General features: G+C 58.5%; 14 protein-coding genes and 2 pseudogenes. 12 read left to right on the top strand and 4 right to left on the bottom strand.

The window, feature by feature from the left end; genetic code table 11:
• Positions 1-2: 2 nt before the first annotated feature.
• The 3 genes and pseudogenes from nusB to MUBE_RS10775 all read left to right on the top strand — a co-directional run bounded on the left by nusB (position 3) and on the right by MUBE_RS10775 (position 3,359).
• A complete protein-coding gene (nusB, locus tag MUBE_RS10785; protein ID WP_116540520.1) occupies positions 3-521 on the top strand; it encodes a transcription antitermination factor NusB in 519 nt (172 codons plus the stop codon).
• Positions 522-778: 257 nt separating this feature from the next.
• Positions 779-2,875 (top strand): annotated as a pseudogene (locus MUBE_RS10780) (PLP-dependent aminotransferase family protein); the annotation flags it as partial.
• A 247-nt stretch (positions 2,876-3,122) separates the two neighbouring features.
• Positions 3,123-3,359, top strand: a complete 237-nt coding sequence (locus MUBE_RS10775; RefSeq protein WP_116540519.1) for a hypothetical protein — start codon at positions 3,123-3,125, stop codon at positions 3,357-3,359.
• A gap of 2,182 nt (positions 3,360-5,541) precedes the next feature.
• Here the strand turns inward: MUBE_RS10775 and MUBE_RS18190 are convergent.
• The 3 genes and pseudogenes from MUBE_RS18190 to MUBE_RS10755 all read right to left on the bottom strand — a co-directional run bounded on the left by MUBE_RS18190 (position 5,542) and on the right by MUBE_RS10755 (position 7,734).
• On the bottom strand, positions 5,542-5,667 hold the full coding sequence (locus MUBE_RS18190; protein WP_243633004.1) for a serine hydrolase: 126 nt from the start codon (positions 5,665-5,667) through the stop codon (positions 5,542-5,544).
• Between the two features lie 166 nt (positions 5,668-5,833).
• Positions 5,834-6,448, bottom strand: a complete 615-nt coding sequence (locus MUBE_RS10760) for a class I SAM-dependent methyltransferase (protein WP_116540518.1) — start codon at positions 6,446-6,448, stop codon at positions 5,834-5,836.
• 56 nt (positions 6,449-6,504) lie between these two features.
• Positions 6,505-7,734 (bottom strand): annotated as a pseudogene (locus MUBE_RS10755) (HNH endonuclease).
• A gap of 230 nt (positions 7,735-7,964) precedes the next feature.
• Here MUBE_RS10755 and pyrR point away from each other — a divergent pair.
• The 9 genes from pyrR (at position 7,965) to MUBE_RS10710 (ending at position 18,811) form a co-directional block, all read left to right on the top strand.
• Complete coding sequence (gene pyrR, locus MUBE_RS10750; protein ID WP_116540517.1) at positions 7,965-8,537, top strand: bifunctional pyr operon transcriptional regulator/uracil phosphoribosyltransferase PyrR; 573 nt, start codon at positions 7,965-7,967, stop codon at positions 8,535-8,537.
• Positions 8,534-9,493: an aspartate carbamoyltransferase catalytic subunit gene (locus MUBE_RS10745; RefSeq protein WP_116540516.1), complete on the top strand. Its 960-nt coding sequence runs from the start codon at positions 8,534-8,536 to the stop codon at positions 9,491-9,493. The genes pyrR and MUBE_RS10745 overlap by 4 nt, the downstream gene beginning before the upstream one ends.
• Positions 9,490-10,782, top strand: a complete 1,293-nt coding sequence (locus tag MUBE_RS10740; protein ID WP_116540515.1) for a dihydroorotase — start codon at positions 9,490-9,492, stop codon at positions 10,780-10,782. Before MUBE_RS10745 ends, MUBE_RS10740 begins: the two co-directional genes overlap by 4 nt.
• On the top strand, positions 10,779-11,279 hold the full coding sequence (locus tag MUBE_RS10735) for a PH-like domain-containing protein (RefSeq protein WP_116540514.1): 501 nt from the start codon (positions 10,779-10,781) through the stop codon (positions 11,277-11,279). Before MUBE_RS10740 ends, MUBE_RS10735 begins: the two co-directional genes overlap by 4 nt.
• The gene (gene carA / locus MUBE_RS10730) at positions 11,276-12,403 is read left to right on the top strand and encodes a glutamine-hydrolyzing carbamoyl-phosphate synthase small subunit (RefSeq protein ID WP_116540513.1); all 1,128 of its coding nucleotides are present in this window, start codon (positions 11,276-11,278) and stop codon (positions 12,401-12,403) included. Before MUBE_RS10735 ends, carA begins: the two co-directional genes overlap by 4 nt.
• Positions 12,404-12,485: 82 nt before the next feature.
• Positions 12,486-15,860, top strand: a complete 3,375-nt coding sequence (carB, locus tag MUBE_RS10725; protein ID WP_116540512.1) for a carbamoyl-phosphate synthase large subunit — start codon at positions 12,486-12,488, stop codon at positions 15,858-15,860.
• Positions 15,857-16,696: an orotidine-5'-phosphate decarboxylase gene (gene pyrF, locus MUBE_RS10720; protein ID WP_116540511.1), complete on the top strand. Its 840-nt coding sequence runs from the start codon at positions 15,857-15,859 to the stop codon at positions 16,694-16,696. Before carB ends, pyrF begins: the two co-directional genes overlap by 4 nt.
• Before the next feature lie 184 nt (positions 16,697-16,880).
• Entirely contained in the window at positions 16,881-17,189 is a 309-nt protein-coding gene (locus MUBE_RS10715; RefSeq protein ID WP_116540563.1) for a PE family protein, read from the top strand.
• Entirely contained in the window at positions 17,186-18,811 is a 1,626-nt protein-coding gene (locus MUBE_RS10710) for a PPE family protein (protein ID WP_116540510.1), read from the top strand. Before MUBE_RS10715 ends, MUBE_RS10710 begins: the two co-directional genes overlap by 4 nt.
• A gap of 292 nt (positions 18,812-19,103) precedes the next feature.
• On the opposite strand, the gene MUBE_RS18185 is transcribed toward MUBE_RS10710, so the two are convergent.
• A complete protein-coding gene (locus MUBE_RS18185) occupies positions 19,104-19,655 on the bottom strand; it encodes a hypothetical protein (RefSeq protein ID WP_243633003.1) in 552 nt (183 codons plus the stop codon).
• Positions 19,656-20,145 lie beyond the last annotated feature (490 nt).

Here is a 20,145-nt window from a genome sequence, read left to right as displayed (position 1 = left end):
TCATGTCTAAGCCGGTCAAGGGACGCCATCAGGCCCGTAAGTGTGCCGTCGAACTGTTGTTTGAAGCCGAGGCCCGTGGTTTAAGCCCACTCGAGGTGGTCGAGGTTCGTAGCGCACTGGCGGAGTCTCAGCCGGATGTGGCGCCGCTGCATCCGTATACAGTCGTCGTCGCCTACGGAGTTAGCGAGCATACCGCCCATATCGACGAACTGATCACCTCACATCTACAGAGCTGGACGCTCGATCGGCTGCCAGCAGTGGACCGCGCCATTCTGCGGGTCTCGGTGTGGGAGTTGCTCTACGCCGACGACGTACCTGAACCGGTCGCTGTCGACGAGGCGGTCGAGCTGGCCAAGGAGCTCTCTACCGACGACTCACCCGGCTTCGTCAATGGAGTGTTGGGCCAGGTCATGCTGGTTACGCCGCAGATCCGCGTGGCCACTCAAGCAGTCCAGCAGACAGTGCGCACGACCTCTGGCGCTTCTGAGAACCACATACCGCAGTCATGGGCAGGTTGCTGACCGACCCGGCCGAATCGCACCGCGAAATGATCGCGTGCTGAGCGCAGGCGGGTCACAATACTTGCTGGATCCAGCAAGTGGCTTGGACGGAAGCAGCATGAAACTCGATGCGGATAACCCGTTGTTGCATCGCCGTAGACGAACGTCGAATGTGTACGAACCGCGAAACCGCACATGGGTCACGCAGCTTCGCCCGATACCCACGATAATGATGAGTTGTACTGACGGCGGCTACCTGCACCAGAAGAGGTGACGACATGAATCGAGACAGTGGCCATCCGCGACGACTTCGTGTTTCCGCGTTAGCGGCAGTAGCAAACCCGTCATACACGCGCATCGACACGTGGAACGTGCTCGACGACGCATGCCGTCACCTGGCTGAGATCGACCGCGCCGGGTTAGACACCGCCCACGACGTTGCGCGGATCAAGCGCCTGCTCGACCGCATAGGTGCCTACGAGCGGTACTGGCTGTACCCTGGCGCGGCGAATCTGGCGGCTTTCCGCGGCTATCTTGCCGCCATGGCGACGGTTCGGCTATCGTTGGCCGTACGCTTGTTGTCTGAATATGGTGACCGCACAGCTCTTTTCGATACTTCAGCGCCGCTGGCCGACCAGGAACTGGTGGCTCAAGCCAAGCAGCAGCAGTTCTACACTGTGTTGCTCGCTGACGATGCTCCGTCCACGGCGCCCGACTGTTTCGCAGAGAGCTTGCGGGAGCTGCGCAATCCATCCGACGATGTGCAGTTTGAGCTCCTTGTGGTATCCAGTGTTGAAGACGCCATCACCGCAGTAGCGGTGAACGGCGAGATTCAGGCCGCGATCATCCGCCATGACCTGCCGCTGCGGTCCCGTGACCGGGTGCCGTTGATGAACACTTTGCTGGGAGCCAACGTTTCGGAGGGTGCGCTGGTTACCATCGATCGTCCGCACGACTGGGTCGAATGTGGTGAGTGGATCAGGGAGCTGCGTCCCCATATCGACCTCTATTTGCTCACCGACGAGTCGATTGCGGCGGGCAATGATGACGAACCCGATGTCTACGATCGGACGTTTTATCGGCTAAACGACGTTACCGACCTGAACAGCACTATACTGGCAGGCTTGCGTAATCGTTTCGCCACACCATTTTTCGACGCTTTGCGTGCTTACGCGGCGGCTCCGGTTGGCCAATTTCATGCTCTTCCGGTCGCGCGTGGCGCCAGCATCTTTAACTCTAGGTCGTTACAGGACATGGGCGAATTCTACGGTCGCAACATCTTTATGGCCGAGACGTCGACTACCTCCGGTGGTTTAGATTCGTTGTTGGACCCGCACGGCAATATCAAGAAAGCGACGGACAAAGCCGCGGTTACCTGGCGTGCTAACCACACCTACTTCGTCACTAACGGAACCTCCACCGCCAACAAAACTGTCGTACAGTCATTGACCCGGCCGGGTGACATCGTATTAATTGACCGTAACTGCCACAAGTCGCACCACTATGGCCTGGTATTGGCCGGTGCATACCCGATGTACCTGGACGCTTATCTGTTGCTGCAGTTCGCAATCTATGGTGCGGTTTCGTTACGCACGATCAAGAAGGCACTGTTGGATCTCGAGGCAGCCGGGCAACTGGACCGGGTCCGTATGTTGTTGCTCACCAACTGCACTTTCGACGGTGTCGTCTATAACCCGCAGCGGGTGATGGAGGAGGTGCTGACGATTAAGCCAGATATCTGCTTCCTGTGGGACGAGGCGTGGTATGCGTTTGCCACCGCGGTGCCGTGGGCCCGGCAGCGGACCGCGATGGTGTCTGCCGAGCAACTCGAACAGAAGTTATGGTCTGCCCAATACACCGAGGAGTACCGGAGTTGGTGTGCATCGATGGACGGGGTTCCCCGGTCAGAGTGGGTTGACCAGCGGCTGCTTCCGGACCCCAATCACGCGCGGATTCGTGTCTACGCTACGCACTCAACTCACAAGTCGCTGTCGGCACTTCGGCAGGCGTCAATGATCCATGTCCGCGATCAAGACTTCAATGCGCTGGCCCGGGACGCGTTCGGTGAGGCATTTTTGACGCACACCTCGACGTCGCCGAACCAGCAACTTCTCGTGTCGTTGGATCTGGCGCGCCGCCAGGTTGACATCGAGGGATTTCAGCTGGTCCGACTGGTGTACGACATGGCGCTGGTCTTTCGTCACCGCGTTCGCAAAGATCGGCTGATCAGCAAGTGGTTCCGTATCCTCGACGAGTCCGACCTGGTGCCCGACGAGTACCGGGCGTCTGCGGTTAGCTCGTACCGCCAGGTTCGACAAGGTGCCCTGGCGGAGTGGAATGAGGCGTGGCGGTCCGACCAATTCGTGCTTATGCCGAAGTAGGATCCACCAATGACCACCGTGTAATTCAGATCGCTGAAGTGAGTCAGACATAAGTAGTTCGATCCATATCCGTAAGTGTTTATGAGGCTCTTGATATCGGGCGTGCTAAAAGCGCCAACAATATGTTACACACTGTGTAAACCACGAATATGCAATCAAGAGTTCTGACCTCCGACACCAGTGGTGCGGGAATGGTGCGCCGATGGTAAACGACAAGCTGTCGGTGTAGGCACTGTTGTAGATGCCCGGTGCCGGGTTGCGATTCTTCAGGATAACGATCGCAACCGCGCTGCGGGTGTCTGTCGGAGTAGTTCTATTAGGTACTGCGTTCAAGCAGCGCAATCAGAAACCGGCGATCCAGCATTCCGACCGGCCTGATCTTTCCGGTGCCCGACCGCTGCTGGTCCGGCGCCAGAAAATTGACGGTGATCTACGCCTCCGACGGGTCATTTACCCAACCGCAGCACCGTCCGCTTAATGTGTAAGGCACTCTGTCGGCGTCAATCTCGGACACCGTGCGGTGGAGATTTATCGTTTGCGTGAGTGTGAAAGTTTCTACATTTTCGCAGCCGAAAAATTGATTGCCGACATTGGGAGGGTGACTGGGACAATCCCAGCGGTCACGGTAGTGGTAATGTCGGAACCGAAAGGTGTGATGGCGAACGGGACGTGGTGCCGTATTTGATTACTGTCGGTGTGTCGGTCACAGTCCAGCCTGAGATGGACATCGAACTGGATCCGTACAATAACGGGTCGTAGAATTCGGTGTTCGGGTTGACAAGTAAATTCGGGATTTCTGTAGGATATAGGACCATTATGAGGGCTGTCGTCATTGTCATGACCAGCTCAGTGATTCCAAATAAATACGCCGGCCACATGATGAAAACATGGTGCCAAAAACATTACTTTTATAGGTATATTAGGGTAATTTGACTACCAAAATTGCTGTGTAACGGTATCAAGAAAGTTTGTTATGCGGGTTGTGTGCACGTTATTGATGGGTGTGCCGATTTACCGACAGATGAATGCTTTACCTCGTCTACCAGAAAAAGACTGTATGGCACTTGGTATTCCGCGATATCGTAGTTCACAGAAAATTATCTAGCTTGTGCAATGACGACTGGCATTGGTCAAAAACAGCGTTACTGACATCCGCAGCGGGACCGGAGATAATCAAGGTTATGGCAACATAACTAGAACTTGTTTTAGTGCGTCGCAAGGTCATTCTGGTCACAGGCACAATGTGTCGACTGCGAGTGTCTTGACAGCCAGCTAGGTCAACTCAAGATATTTGAGTAAAGCAGGTTGTCGCGCGGTTAAGAGTCCATGGACCGGTAGACGGTGTGGCGGGCAAGCTTGTCCTACTAACGCGAAGCCGGCTTGTTTCGTCATTGCACCGAGAGCGTGTTGTCGACACTGCAGGTAGCCCGGACTCGGTACACATCCGAGTCGATGGTAAGCGCAGTAAGCAATACGGTGAGCACTTCCTATCAAAATCTCTATTCCACCACTGCCGACTGAGGCAGTAACCGATTTCGACGGAGTGCTGCACCGGGTGTTGACAGCTGGTCAGTCCGATGACTTAGCTGCTGTTTCGTAGCGTGATGGCTAGGTCCGCTTGCTGTAACTGACATTGGTGCGCTCGGCGATGACCCGTCGCGTTGTCGCGACGTCAGGGTGTGGCGTCCACAGCAGGCATCGCGTTATCTTAGGATCGTGGTCGACTCTTTGAAAGAGCGGCCCGGTGATCTGTTTAGGTGGGTAATCAACCATCTCCACTACAGCCCTAGCGTACGACTAGGTGTGATGGACGAACTTGAGTTGTGCTGTTTGCAGTTTCGCCTGCGAAGTGTTATCGACGGCGTCGGAGGACAGCATAGGCAAATTCTAGTAGAATCAGGTCGGCCTGCTACCCACGTCCCCTAGGCATCAGGTTAATTGAAAGTTCTGAGCCCGCCCGGCCTAGATAGTGGCGCATACTTTATTGGGTCGGTTGCCATCAACAGATTTCAACCTAAACCCACAACCACCCAGGGGTGGTACCCCAAGGAAGGTGTGTCTTTGCATGTTCGTCGGTTTGTGCACATCAGGCGCGTCGACTCTGCGGATAGCAGCCGCACGCCGTTGGTCATTCCGTCGCAGAGCGGCATCCGCGCGGACCGCATGTAGTCGTCGGCGGTAGACCGCAATCTGCCGTCGGTATGACATAATGATGGTAATTTGACATAGAGTGGTCTTATGACTTTGTGTCGTAACTGGTCTTTCTCGTTGAGTTAGTACATGGTCGTTGTGCGTCGTATGTCAGCAGAGATGAGGAATCTGGTTTCAGGCATGATATTTTGGGCCCAGGATTTGTTCGTCGAGAACCTGGTCAAAGGGTTTGCCCCTCGATGCGGAACGCGATGACGCCCAGCACGTCTGTCGAGTGGTTGTAAATGACTTGGTTGTTGGGCTAATCCACTAGCGAGAGCGTCGCCAGCTCGGTCAACCAGGCGTCTGAGTCTCAGACCGAATGGCAGTTGCAGGTATGTCCGTGGGATTGGTTCGAATGCCGAAAATCTGTAGGCCAGGACACTGGTATGGGTGAGCAGATTCTCGAGCAGTCTGGGGCGCCGCGTAGGGTATATTTGGTTTAGCGGATTGCCCTGTTAGTTGAGCACTCACGGCTCGGTCCATTCCGGCGCCCAGCGGGTGATTGGGTTGTGCAGTGCCAGCTTGTTTTCGTCGATCAGACGCATCGTCGCGGCCACCGTGACCGGCTTGATCATCGACGCGATACGAAACAACGTGTCTCTTTAGCAGCGGCAGGACTGCATCTTATGTCTCGGTAGCCGATCTCATTGAACTGCAGTTTTTTTCATAATACCAGACCACAGTCAGCGCGCTGGCCAGTAGGCCAGCATCGCAAACCTCGCGGATAGAGGTTTGATTACCATCGAGGTTCTACCTGGTTCAGCCCAGTTCGTGTCGCTGCGTGCGGACATACCAGAACGTCATTTCGATTTCGGCACTGTCCTGTTCGCGGCGAGCCGTGGTGGGTTCCAGTGACGCAATATCCCAGTTCGCGCCGCCGAGGACGTCTTGTGACATCTTCCGGGAGAAAGCGAGCAGTGGCTGTTCCACGTCCGACGGGTTGTCGTCGGAGAAGCAGTTGATCAACAGAGTGGCGTCGGGCCTGGTCGCACGATAAATCGTGGCAGCATAGCTGCGTTTGCCATCGTCGTTCGGCCAGTGGAACATGCCGCTGTTGATGACAATATTGATGTAGCTGTCGAGCTTGGTGGAGTCGGTCACCGCGAATGCTACCTCTACTTCGGCGTCCTTGGCCCGCCACTCGGCGGCGATAAACGCAGTCAACGAAATATCCAACCCGTTCACTTTAAAGCCGTTTTTGGTCAGGTAAATGGCGTTGTCGCCAAATCTGTGGCCGGTGTCGAGAACATCGCCTTCCACCCAACCGCTACTGTGCCACTCGATGACATTATTTTTATCCGCCTTGCTATCCCATGGCAGTGTGGACATCGGCAGGATGCCGTTGCCCGGGCTTTCACTCACGAAAACGGACATCGAAGTCCGCCGTCCGTCCGGGGGAAGTTCGTAGCCTAGCGTGGCTGTTGGATTACTTAGGCAACGTGAAATTCGGCCAGTGCAACAGCGATTCTGGTCTGTACCTCACTGACGAGTATCTCCAGCCGAACCGGTGATGGTGGTGCGGTGGAGTGGTAGTTAATTCTGATGGGCGTGGTTAATGTGTCTCTACGCCAGCGGTTTTTGTCTATCCTTGTGTTGACAGGCCGATCGGGTGCTTCCTTGATATGGCTGCAGCAGTCAGAGGATTCGACTCCGTTTGTTACGGTGGTTGGTCCACCGCGGTGACGCGTATTGGCTTGGTCGCGGTGACGGATTGGGGCATCCCAGTAGGGGTGTGACAGCGCTGATTCCGTAACTCGATGAAGTGAGCCAGCCCTTTCGGCAAGCGGCGTGTCCGCGATGCCATGACTATCAAGGCTCCTGAGCGCGGGTGACACTAGAGCTGGCGCAGTGTGGCTCGCGACCGAGTATCGGTGCCTGCGTCGATGACCAGGGTGCACGTCATCGCCAGGATGGGACCGTGCCTGTCGACCACCGCCGCGATGTCGTCACTACCTAGTAGCGTCTCGTCGGAGATGAGCAGGTTGACTGCTACAGATTGAGCCACTTCCTAGGTCGACCCGTGATGCGCTTGACTAACGTATAAGCTATCGTCTATCCACGTGCGTGGCCGTCGAATGCGGTATCGGCGGTCCGCTAAAGCGCCGCATATACCGACACATCGTGGAGGACTGGAAGTAACGCCGTCATCCAGTTCATGGCGTCGAGGCTGGCCGAACAGTCACGATGTGTTCGGCTTCGGCCTTGGCGGCCTGATCCATCACTGCTGTGCGTTGAGTCGATAAGCAATTTGTTTTGCTGCGGCCGCGATGCGCGCATCACTCATGTTGTCCAGTTTCGACATGTCGGCGCAGGGCTCTACGTTCAGTGCGTGGCGATTCTCAAGGTCCAAGCACGCTGACTCCCGTACGATCAGTGTGTCCTGCTACTCAGACAGCCACCCGGCCCCCAACGCGGCGAGCGTTTTTGACATCTCGTACATCCACACCTTCGCGAATACCAAGATGCCGCCTACCCCGAACGGGAGAATCCCGCTGCGCTAAAAGCGATCTCAGTGGCTACCCCCACAGTCACGCTGCTGACATCCTCACTTCAGCCTTGTGTGAGCGACGCGCTGTAGCCAGCACCGCGGCTGCCCGCATCTGATCTGCGGTGACTGCCGGTTCCACTTGCTCCAACTCAGCGATCCGAGCGACCAGCATAGCCTCATCGGCATGCAGACCCGTCGCCGTCAGCCCCCTAACTAGGACATACTTACGGTACTAGATCGTGGGCCGACAGAATGGCTTGGCAGGGATTAGCTGTCGATCCCGCCGGGTGCTCCGCATCGTCGCCGAGGGTCAGTAGTGCTACAATGCTTAGAGCAGTCGACGTCCTTTAACGATCCGTCCGGAGAGACGGAGAAGGAGGTCTGCTTACCACTATGTCTCCCATGGCTGCCGCGGATGACCCCAGTCCTGGCCTGGGATCCAGAGGTCTTATGTCCGCGACCGACGTCGGCCGCACCATTTCCCGCATTGCTCACCAGATCATCGAAAAGACCGCGTTAGACGGCCCTGATGCGCCGCGGGTAGTGCTCCTGGGAATCCCAACTCGCGGTGTCATCCTGGCCAAGCGCTTGGCCAGCAACATTGGCGAGTACAGCGGAATTGAGGTGGGTTGCGGAGGGTTGGACATCACCCTGTACCGCGATGACCTGATGATGCAGCCGCCGCGGCCGCTAGAGGTCACGTCGATCCCGGCCGGTGGCGTCGACGACACACTGGTGATCCTTGTCGACGATGTGTTGTACTCTGGGCGCTCGGTGCGCGCTGCTCTTGATGCGTTGCGTGACGCAGGTCGGCCTCGGGTTGTCCAGTTGGCCGTGCTGGTCGATCGCGGTCACCGGGAACTGCCGCTCCGTGCCGACTACGTGGGTAAGAACGTGCCTACCTCGCGCCGTGAGAGCGTGCATGTATTGCTGCGTGAGCACGACGGCTGCGACGGGGTGGTGATCTCCCGATGAGTCCAAGACATCTGCTGGCCGCCGGTGACTTGAGCCGCGACGATGCCACCGCAATCCTCGACGACGCTGACCGTTTCGCGCAGGCTTTAGTGGGTCGCGAGATTAAGAAGCTGCCGACACTGCGTGGTCGCACGATAATCATGATGTTCTACGAGAACTCGACTCGCACTCGAGTGTCGTTTGAGGTGGCCGGCAAGTGGATGAGCGCCGACGTGATCAACGTTAGCGCGGCCGGATCGTCGGTGGGTAAGGGCGAATCGTTGCGCGACACCGCGCTAACTCTGCGTGCGGCCGGGGCCGACGCGCTGGTCATCCGGCACCCGGCCTCTGGTGCTGCGCATCTGCTCGCCGAGTGGATTTCGATGAAAGACGATGGCCCGGCGGTGATCAATGCTGGCGACGGCATTCATGAGCATCCGACCCAGGCGCTACTCGACGCGCTCACCATTCGCCAGCGGCTCGGCGGCATCGAAGGCCGGCGCGTCGTGATCGTCGGCGACATCTTGCATAGTCGGGTGGCGCGGTCCAACGTTGTGCTGCTGGACACCTTGGGCGCTGAGGTGGTGCTGGTGGCGCCGCCAACCTTGCTGCCGATTGGGGTTGACGGCTGGCCCGCCACCGTCTCAGCTCACCTCGACGCCGAACTACCCGCCGCCGACGCGGTGTTCATGCTGAGGGTACAGGCTGAACGGATGAATGGCGGGTTTTTCCCGTCGGTCCGCGAATATTCCTATCTCTACGGGCTAACCGAGCGGCGCCAGGCAATGCTGCCTGGCCATGCCGTGGTGCTGCACCCGGGGCCCATGCTGCGTGGCATGGAGATCGCCTCTTCTGTGGCTGACTCGTCGAAATCAGCTGTTTTGCAACAGGTTGCCAATGGTGTGTATGTGCGGATGGCAGTGTTTTTCCATGTGTTGGTTGGGACCGAGTCGACCGAAAACGAGGGTGTGGCATGAGCGTGTTACTTCGCGGTGTTCGGCTTTATGGTGAGGGTGAACGAGTCGATGTCCTAGTTGAGGACGGTCAGATCATCAGCATTCGTGCGGGTCTTGATATTCCTGACACCGCTGACGTCATTGATGCAACAGACCAGGTGCTGCTACCTGGATTTGTCGACCTGCACACCCACCTGCGCGAACCGGGACGCGAATATGCCGAAGATATCGAAACTGGTTCAACAGCAGCGGCTCTCGGTGGTTACACTGCTGTTTTCGCGATGCCCAATACCACCCCGGTAGCGGACAGTCCGGTGGTGACCGACTATGTCTGGAGCCGCGGACAGCAGGTTGGTCTGGTTGATGTTCACCCCGTTGGTGCGGTCACCGTCGGGTTGGACGGAGCCGAGCTTACCGAGATGGGTATGATGGCTGCTGGGGCCGCGCAGGTGCGGATTTTCTCCGACGATGGCAACTGCGTGCATGACCCGTTGGTGATGCGCCGTGCTCTAGAGTATGCCACTGGTCTGGGGGTGCTGATCGCCCAGCATGCCGAGGAGCCGAGGCTGACCGTCGGCGCTGTTGCGCACGAGGGGCCTACTGCTGCCATGCTGGGACTGTCCGGATGGCCCAGGGGTGCTGAGGAATCGATCGTTGCCCGCGATGCTCTGCTGGCCCGAGACGCTGGCGCTCGGGTGCACATCTGTCACGTCTCTACCGCCGGCACCGCGGAGATCTTGAAATGGGCTAAGGAACAAGGTATTTCGATAACTTCTGAGGTAACTCCACATCACCTGTTGCTCGACGACAGCAGGTTAGCCGGCTATGACGGGGTGAATCGGGTCAACCCGCCGTTGCGGGAAGTCGCCGACGCAGTCGCACTGCGACAGGCGTTGGCCGACGGGGTCATCGATTGTGTGGCTACCGACCATGCCCCGCATGCCGAGCATGAGAAATGTATCGAATTTTCTGCGGCGCGCCCTGGTATGTTGGGTTTACAGACAGCGCTGTCGGTGGTGGCGCACACGATGGTGGTGCCTGGCCTGTTAAGTTGGCGCGATGTCGCCCGGGTGATGAGCGAGAATCCGGCTCGCATCGCCGGGTTGTCTGATCATGGTCGGCCACTGGAGGTGGGTGAACCGGCTAACCTGACGGTAGTGGACCCGGACGCTACTTGGACGGTCACCGGCGACGGCTTGGCCAGCCGGTCGTCAAACACACCGTACGAGTCGATGACCCTGCCAGCCACTGTGACTGCAACCCTACTGCGCGGGAAGGTCACTGCCCGGGATCAGAAGAGTGCGGTGTGAACTCCAGCACGCTGGTGGGATTGCTGGTTTTTGCGGCAGTACTGGTGGTGTTGATCGCAGTGACGATCCAACTGATGATGCACGGATGGCGGCGTCGTGGGCAGCGGCAGACAGAGCTGATCGACATCCTGCCCGACACGCCCGACGAGGTGGACTCGGTAACTATTATTACCCGCGGCATGTACGTCGGGTGCACGATGGTGCCAGCCTGGAATGAGCGGATCGCAGCCGGCAACCTTGGATATCGCAGCAAAGCGGTGTTGACCCGCTATCCCGGAGTAATCATGCTGCAGCGCATCCATACCCGTCCGATTTGGATTCCGCAGGATTCGGTTATTGTCATCCGTATCGAGCGTGGCATCGTCGGAAAGGTCGTTGCTCGCAATGGGATATTTGCGATCCGGTGGTGGCTGCCTTCAGACGTTGATATCGATGCTGGGTTTCGGGCGAACAACCGTGACGAGTATTCAGATTGGCTTCGGGAGGAGGTCGCGTGACTAAAGCCCTACTGATACTTGAGGACGGCCGAGTCTTCACTGGCACGTCATTTGGTGCGATTGGCCAAACGTTGGGTGAAACCGTGTTCAGTACCGGCATGTCCGGCTACCAAGAAACGTTGACCGATCCTAGCTATTACCGTCAGATCGTGGTGGCGACCGCACCGCAGATCGGCAACACCGGCTGGAATGACCAAGATGGCGAGAGCCGCGACGACAAAATCTGGGTCGCCGGTTACGCAGTGCGCGACCCGTCGCCGTGCGCGTCGAATTGGCGCGCCACCGGCACGCTGGAAGACGAGCTGGTGCGCCAGAATGTCGTTGGGATCTCCGGCATCGATACCCGGGCGGTAGTACGTCATCTGCGCAACCACGGTTCGATGAAGGCAGGGGTGTTCTCTGGCGGGGCAGTGACCGAACCTTTAAATATCGAAACGTTGGTGGAGCGGGTGCGGACCCAGCAGTCGATGTTGGGTGCCGATCTCGCCAGCGAAGTCAGCACACCGAATACATATGTTGTTGAACCCAAAGGGTTGCACCGGTTTACGGTGGCTGCACTCGACCTTGGGATCAAGACCAACACGCCGCGCAACTTCGCCCGACGCGGGATCCGCAGCTATGTGCTGCCGGCATCGGCGACATTCGACCAAATTGCCGAAATCAAACCGTGTGGCCTGTTTTTGTCGAATGGACCCGGCGATCCGGCTACCGCCGACCACGTCGTAGCGCTCACTCGGGAGGTGTTGGGTGCCAGAATTCCTTTGTTCGGCATCTGTTTCGGCAACCAGATCTTGGGCCGGGCGTTAGGCCTGTCGACTTATAAGATGATGTTCGGCCACCGCGGGATCAACATCCCGGTGATCGATCACGCTACCGGGCGAGTCGCGGTGACCGCGCAAAACCACGGCTTTGCACTGGAAGGTGAGGCGGGTCAGTACTTCGACACGCCTTTCGGCCCAGCGATGGTCAGTCACACCTGCGCCAACGATGGAGTGGTGGAAGGTATAAAACTTGTTGACGGTAGCGCATTTTCGGTGCAGTATCACCCGGAGGCGGCCGCTGGACCGCACGATGCGGAGTACCTCTTCGAAAGTTTTGTTGAACTCATGGCGGCTCAGCGATGACCGCGAACGCGCATATCTGTACAGTGACGTGCCGCGATCGTCGTGCACATGGGTACGCTCGTGCCCAGAAAGGGGGTCGCTAGTGCCGCGGCGGACTGACCTGAATCACGTACTGGTGATCGGCTCGGGGCCGATCGTCGTCGGGCAGGCATGTGAATTTGACTACTCTGGCACCCAAGCATGCCGGGTGCTGCGTGCCGAAGGGTTGCAGGTCAGTCTAGTTAACTCTAACCCCGCTACCATCATGACCGATCCGGAGTACGCAGACTTCACCTACGTCGAACCGATCACCCCGACCTTCATCGAGAGGGTTATCGCTCAGCAGGCCGAGCGCGGAAACAAGATCGATGCATTACTAGCCACTTTGGGTGGTCAGACCGCGCTCAACACCGCGGTTGCGTTGTATGAAAACGGGGTGCTAGAGCGCTATGGTGTCGAACTGATCGGTGCCGATTTCGATGCGATCCAGCGCGGCGAGGACCGGCAACGGTTCAAAGACATCGTCGTCAAGGTCGGCGGTGAATCTGCCCGCAGTCGGGTCTGTTTCACCATGAATGAGGTCCGTGAGACGGTTGATGAAGTGGGCCTTCCGCTTGTGGTGCGACCAAGCTTCACGATGGGTGGCCTGGGTTCGGGTATGGCGTACTCCGCCAAGGAAGTCGAGCGGATGGCTGGTGCCGGGCTGGCTGCCAGCCCCAGCGCCAATGTGTTGATCGAGGAATCGATTTACGGCTGGAAGGAATTCGAACTTGAGCTGATGCGCGATGGCCATGACAACGTGGTGGTGGTGTGCTCGATTGAGAACGTCGATCCGGTGGGTGTGCACACCGGTGACTCGGTCACTGTCGCACCAGCCATGACGCTGACCGACCGAGAATACCAGCGGATGCGCGACCTGGGCATCGCGATTCTGCGTGAGGTTGGTGTGGACACCGGCGGCTGCAACATCCAGTTCGCGGTCGACCCACGCGACGGCCGGCTGATCGTCATTGAGATGAATCCACGGGTGTCGCGATCTAGTGCGTTGGCGTCCAAGGCCACTGGTTTCCCGATCGCCAAGATCGCGGCCCAACTGGCCATCGGTTACACTCTTGACGAGATCGTCAATGATATCACCAAGGAAACGCCGGCCTGCTTCGAGCCTACCCTGGACTACATCGTGGTCAAGGCACCCCGGTTTGCGTTCGAGAAATTCCCGGGTGCCGATCCCACCTTGACTACTACGATGAAATCCGTTGGCGAAGCAATGTCGTTGGGCCGCAATTTTGTCGAGGCGCTCGGCAAGGTGATGCGGTCGCTGGAGACTAGTCGTGTCGGGTTCTGGACTACGCCTGACCCGCAGGGCGACGTTGAGGAAGCCATGACCCGGCTGCAGATCCCGACCGAAGGTCGACTCTATGATGTCGAGCTGGCGTTGAGGTTAGGTGCTTCGATTGAAAGGGTGGCCCAGGTCTCTGGCATCGATCCCTGGTTTGTTGCGCAGATCGGCGAACTGGTGAAGCTGCGCGGCGAGCTAGTTGCTGCCCCGGTCCTTGATGCTGAGCTACTGCGGCGCGCTAAGCATAACGGGCTGTCAGATTGCCAGGTGGCCGCGTTGCGACCGGAGTTAGCCGGAGAGGACGGAGTTCGGTCGTTGCGAGAGCGGATGTACATCCACCCGGTGTACAAGACGGTCGATACCTGCGCCGCAGAGTTCGCGGTTAAGACACCCTACCACTACAGTAGCTACGAACTCGACTTTGCCGCCGAGACGGAGGTGGTTCCGCAAACCGCGAAGCCCAAAGTGTTGATCCTAGGGTCCGGCCCCAACCGTATCGGCCAGGGCATCGAATTTGACTACAGTTGCGTTCATGCAGCAAAAACTTTGTCGCAAGCTGGTTTTGAAACGGTAATGATTAACTGTAACCCAGAGACAGTATCCACCGACTATGACACTGCCGACAGGCTGTACTTCGAGCCGTTGACGTTCGAAGACGTCCTTGAGGTGTTCCGTGCCGAAGAGCAGTCTGGGGCGGGTGGCGCCGGTGTCGCCGGCGTTATCGTGCAACTCGGCGGCCAAACTTCGCTCGGGCTTGCGCAACGGCTCGCCGATGCTGGGGTTCCTATTGTGGGCACCCCGCCGCCTGCCATCGACCTCGCCGAGGATCGCGGCGCGTTCGGCGACATGCTAGCGACCGCCGGGCTATCAGCACCAAAGTATGGCACTGCAACGACTTTCGCGCAAGCACGCCGCATCGCTGCTGAGATTGGCTACCCAGTGTTAGTGCGACCCTCGTATGTACTGGGCGGTCGTGGCATGGAGATCGTTTACGACGAGGAGACGCTGAGGGACTACATCACGCGTGCCACCGCGTTGTCACCCGAGCACCCGGTTCTGGTGGACCGCTTTCTCGAGGATGCGGTCGAGATCGACGTCGACGCACTATGCGACAGCACCGAGGTGTACATCGGCGGAGTTATGGAGCACATCGAGGAAGCCGGTATCCACTCTGGTGATTCGGCCTGCGTGTTACCGCCAGTAACATTGGGTCGCAGCGACCTCGAGAAGGTGCGTCAGGCGACTGAAGCTATAGCACGGGGGATCGGCGTGGTGGGACTGCTCAATGTGCAGTATGCTCTTAAAGACGACGTGCTCTATGTCTTGGAAGCTAACCCGCGTGCGAGCCGTACTGTGCCGTTCGTTTCTAAGGCGACCGCAATCCCGCTCGCCAAGGCCTGTGCTAGAATCATGTTGGGCGCCAGTATTTCCCGGCTTCGTTCCGAAGGCATGTTGGCAGCTTCCGGGGACGGTGGCAACGCAGCGCCACACGCCCCGGTCGCGGTCAAGGAAGCCGTGTTGCCGTTTCGCCGGTTCCGGCGCACCGACGGAGCCGCTATCGACTCCTTGCTCAGTCCAGAGATGAAATCGACCGGCGAAGTCATGGGAGTCGACCACGATTTCGGCAGTGCATTCGCCAAGAGCCAGACTGCTGCGTATGGCTCGTTGCCGACCCAAGGTACGGTATTTGTGTCGGTGGCCAATCGGGATAAGCGGTCGTTGGTGTTCCCCATTAAGCGGTTGGCTGACCTGGGGTTTCATGTTATAGCCACCAAGGGAACCGCGGAGATGTTGCGCCGCAACGGCATTCCCTGCGATGAGGTTCGTAAGCATTTTGAGCAACCGAAAGCGGGTCGCCCCGCGTTGTCTGCGGTCGATGCGATCCGGGCTGGTGACGTTGATATGGTGATCAACACGCCCTATGGTAACTTCGGTCCGCGTGTCGACGGCTACGAGATCCGCTCGGCCGCAATCTCGGTCAATATTCCATATGTTACTACGGTGCAGGGTGCTTCCGCTGCGGTGCAGGGCATCGAAGCGGGGATCCGCGGCGACATTGGAGTGTGGCCACTGCAAGAGCTGCACAGTGCTATTGGGGCGGGCAGTGCTGCTGATAGGGCCGATCAGGAGGTCCAATGACCGGTTTCGGTGCGCGACTGGCTGAGGCGACGTCACGCTGTGGGCAGCTGTGTCTGGGCATAGATCCACATCCCGAGTTGCTGCGCGCATGGGACTTGCCGACCACCGCGGACGGGCTGGCTATGTTCTGTGACATCTGTGTAGAGGCGTTTTCCGGTTTCGCCATCGTCAAACCGCAGGTAGCGTTTTTTGAAACCTACGGCGCCGCCGGGTTTGCGGTGCTGGAGCGCACCATCACTGCGTTGCAGTCTGTCGGCGTGCTGGTGTTGGCCGACGCCAAGCGGGGAGATATCGGATCGACGATGGCGGCCTATGCCGCTGCTTGGGTGGGCGATTCAGCGCTGGCCGCTGACGCGGTGACGGTCTCGCCCTACCTCGGGTTCGGCTCGTTGCGGCCACTGCTGGAAACCGCTGCGGCACACGATCGGGGTGTGTTCGTGCTGGCATCAACCTCCAACCCCGAGGGTGCTACTGTGCAACGCGCCACGTTTGACGGTCGTGCAGTGGCTCAGCTGATCGTAGACCAGGCCACTTTGATCAATGGGGAAGTGAGCCGATCCGCCAATCTGTCCGAGCCGGGATACGTTGGGGTAGTCGTAGGGGCAACGGTTTTCGAGGCGCCCGATGTTAGTGCGCTGGGCGGACCAGTGCTGGTGCCTGGGATTGGGGCGCAGGGTGGGTGTCCCGAGGCGCTCGGCGGTTTAGGTGGGGCGGCACCGGGACAGCTGTTGCCTGCGGTGTCACGTGCAGTGCTACGCGCCGGCCCCGGCGTCTCAGAGCTGCGAGCGGCGGGTGAGCGGATGCGCGACGCCGTCGCCTATCTCGCTACTGTTTAGTGGGTGCCGCAGCTCCGCAGACACGAGGTCTCGAGGTAAGCGGTAATGTGTACACTCCTCAACCGTCTTTGGTAGTGCGCTATGTTGTGCCCTAACCTCTCGCTAGTAATGGTATTCATATGCAATAGTGGTGTGAACTGCCTGTTGAATCCCTGTTGCATCCTTAATAGATGGAGTGTTTGTCATGACGTTGCGAGTCGTTCCCGGAGGCTTGGAAGGTGCCAGTGCTGCTATCGAGGCGTTGGTTACTCGGCTAGCCGCGGTACACGCTGAGGCGGCTCCGTTTATCGCGGCGGTGATCCCGCCTGGGTCCGATCCGGTGTCGGTGCAGAACGCGGTTGGGTTCAGTGTTCATGGTTGTCAGCATGTGGCAATGGCCGTTCAGGGGATTGAGGAGCTTGGCCGCTCGGGGACCGGGGTAGCTGAATCGGGTGCTAGTTATGTGATGGGGGACATGCTGACGGCAGCGTCGTACCTCGGCAGTGGGTTGTGATGGACCCGTGGATGGCCTTTCCTCCAGAGGTACACTCAGCGATGCTGAACCTCGGTGCGGGGGTCGGGCCTATGTTGAACTCTGCTTCGTGCAATTCACAGCTTGCCATGAAATATGAAGAGGCGGCATCAGATGTTGAGGCATTATTAGGAGAGGTATGGTCCTGGGGATGGCAGGGGCAAGCTGCCGAGGCGTTTGTGGCCGCGTGCCTGCCGTTTCTGACATGGCTGATGAAAACTGCCGCCGTCTGCATAGAAGTGGCTACACAACAAGAGGTCGTGGCTGCGGCTTACACCGTTGCGGTAGCCGCCATGCCGACTCAGCTTGAGCTGGCCGCCAACCGTGTCATGCGTGAGGTGTTGGCTGCGACCAATTTCTTTGGCGTCAACGCCATCCCCATTGCGATTAATGAGGAAGAGTATGTGCAGATGTGGGTACGGGCCGCCACCACGATGGCGACCTATTCGGCAATCTCTCAGTCGGCGTTGGCTTCGACGCCGCAGACCGGCGCCCCGCCGCTGATCCTGAAATCTGACGCGCAACTGGATAACGGCGAGGAGGCCTTCTTCCATGACGGTCACGGCCATGGCGGTCACAGCCATGGCGGTCATGCCAGCGTGATCGATAACGCCTTTGCGGAAATCCTGCGTAACGTCAGTGCAGGACGTTTAGTTTGGGATCCCCTCCACGGCACTCTGAATGGACTGGACTACGACGATTATGTCTTTTCAGGCAACCCGATGTGGTGGCTTGCTCGAGGCCTTGAGTTTTTTCAAGATGGTGAACAGTTTTGGGAACTGTTGTTCATTGATCCGACGGCGGCTTTTCGGTTCCTCCTTTACATTCTCGTGTTGGATTGGCCTACGCATATTGCCCAGCTTGCGCCCTGGCTGGCCGAGTCCCCACAGTTGCTGGCGGTTGCTCTCGGTGGTACCAGCGCTAGCCTGGGAGTGGTAGCCGGCTTGGCAGGGCTATCTGGCCCGGGTACTTTTCCGTCTGCGGTGGTTCCGACGTTGGCACCTGTTGCGGCTGTGCCTGCCATGTTGGCGGTCACCGGGGGAGTGCCGGCAATCGTCGCGCCAGGTTCGCCGCCCACCTCGGCCTCGACCCCAGCCTCAGCCCCAGCGTCGGTAATCAGCGCTGCTACAGCTGCTCCGGCACCACCGGCTGTTGGTTTCGGAGATTTCCCTTCTTACTTCGTCGGTGGTGGCGGTCCAGGGATTGGATTCGGCTCCGGACAGTCGGCTTACACCAATGCCTCAGCGTCGGCCTCCGATTCCACTGCGGCCGAGGCGGCCGTCCAGGCCTCGGCGCGTAATCAGGCGAGGGCTCGGCGGCGGCGACGCTCGGCGACGGAGGAACGTGTCCACCGTCAAGAGCCCATGACGATGGACACAGGTTTCGATGTGGTAGGTTCGTCCCCAGAGGACCGGCCGGATGCCCGGACGTCCGATCGTGGTGCGGGATTCTTTGGGTTTGCTGGCACGGTACGCCAAGAGACCGTTGTTGAGGTGGCTGGGTTGACCACGTTGGTCGGTGATGACTTTGGCGGTAGCCCAACGATGCCGATGGTCCCGGGCACCTGGGGCCCCGACCAGAAGGCAATCGACGAAGTACGGTGACCCTATAGTCGACGATGTCGAATGGATGACCCGAAGGCTGAGTTCATCAGTTTGGAGTTTGCCGCCAGTGCGGCGTAGATTTGCAGCGCGATCGATGAAGCCGGGTAATCTGCACTGTCGGCACAGACGTTTTTGTCGGAGATGCTGCGGCAGTGTTTCAGACCGCTACATCCGAGTTTGTGGTAGCGGTGCCATTTGTGCGGTGTGTACAGGCCTTTGGGGGACCGTTGCAGCAGTTCTGATGTGTCTGCGGTGGTGAGGGTTGTGTGCATCAAGGTGGTGTTTCTTTGTGTTAAGTGGTGGTGTTGGTGTCGTTGCGGAGCGGTCGGTAGATGGTGTCGGAGAGTTGTTGTTTGAGGTAGTACATTGTTTCGTTGTGGTTTTTGCTGCTCGCGGGTTTGCGTAGGTAGTAAGTTTTGCCGCTGGTGTTTCGTCGGATTGGGTGGTAGCCATGATGTGGAGGCACAAGTTGAGTTGGCGGTCGCAGGCTCGGGAAAGCCGGTGATAGACGGCGTTTCTGGACGATACGAAGATACTTCGATCGGTGCGGTGTCGGGATAGTTGGTGAACAGTCGCTGGCGAATCGAACTGCGGGATGGATCCGACTCTGGACAGGATCTTGGCGGCGGTAGAGGCGCCGATGCCGTGGAGATGGGTCGGAGGCTTGAATGGCAGTCTCGACGTCGGAGAGAGTGGCTTTGTCGATCTCGCGGTCGAGCCTGTGCAACTCAGCGGTTGGGTCAGCAGCCAGTGCGCGCAGTGTCTTGCTGGCGGTATCGCGGGGACCCACGGTGCGCAACAGATCAGCGGCTTGTTCGGCGTTTAAGTATGCGGCTTGCGTCACCAGAAGCCAGGTGTGTGAGAACGATGTGGAGTCGGTTGATGGTCTGGGTTCTGGTCTTGAATTAAGTTGTCCAGGTGCTCGACCGGAGCATGTAATGTTTTTGTGCTCGAGCCGATTTCGACAAGGTTGAGTGATCCGGAGGTTTGGGCGGTTATACCGACCGACACGGTGTTAGCTTCGTCGCTCTTTTGGCCGTGTCCTATCGAGAGCAATCTGATCCGAGCTGGGAGTTTGACGGGGGCTTCGACGGTGTTGATGTCATCGTTTCGCAGGCGAACGGTCAGCGGCGCCCCGAGACTGGCCGTGCTTTTGATTGCCTATCATGGCGCGGGGACAGCGTCGTGCGGTCGTTGTGGTCTACGATCTTTATGTGGGGATCGACTGTTATTACCGCTGTGGGTGTTGAATTGTCCTTGCTCGTATAGCAGCTGTTGCTTCGTTCGAGTGGCCTTTGGATGCGGTTAGGGCCCAGCAATTTTAGGTATGCTTG

It is taken from the genome of Mycobacterium uberis (assembly GCF_003408705.1).
GTDB classification, from domain to species: Bacteria; Actinomycetota; Actinomycetes; order Mycobacteriales; family Mycobacteriaceae; genus Mycobacterium; species Mycobacterium uberis.
Note: the sequence above shows the minus strand (reverse complement) of the source record. Positions and strands in the feature narration are given on the sequence as shown.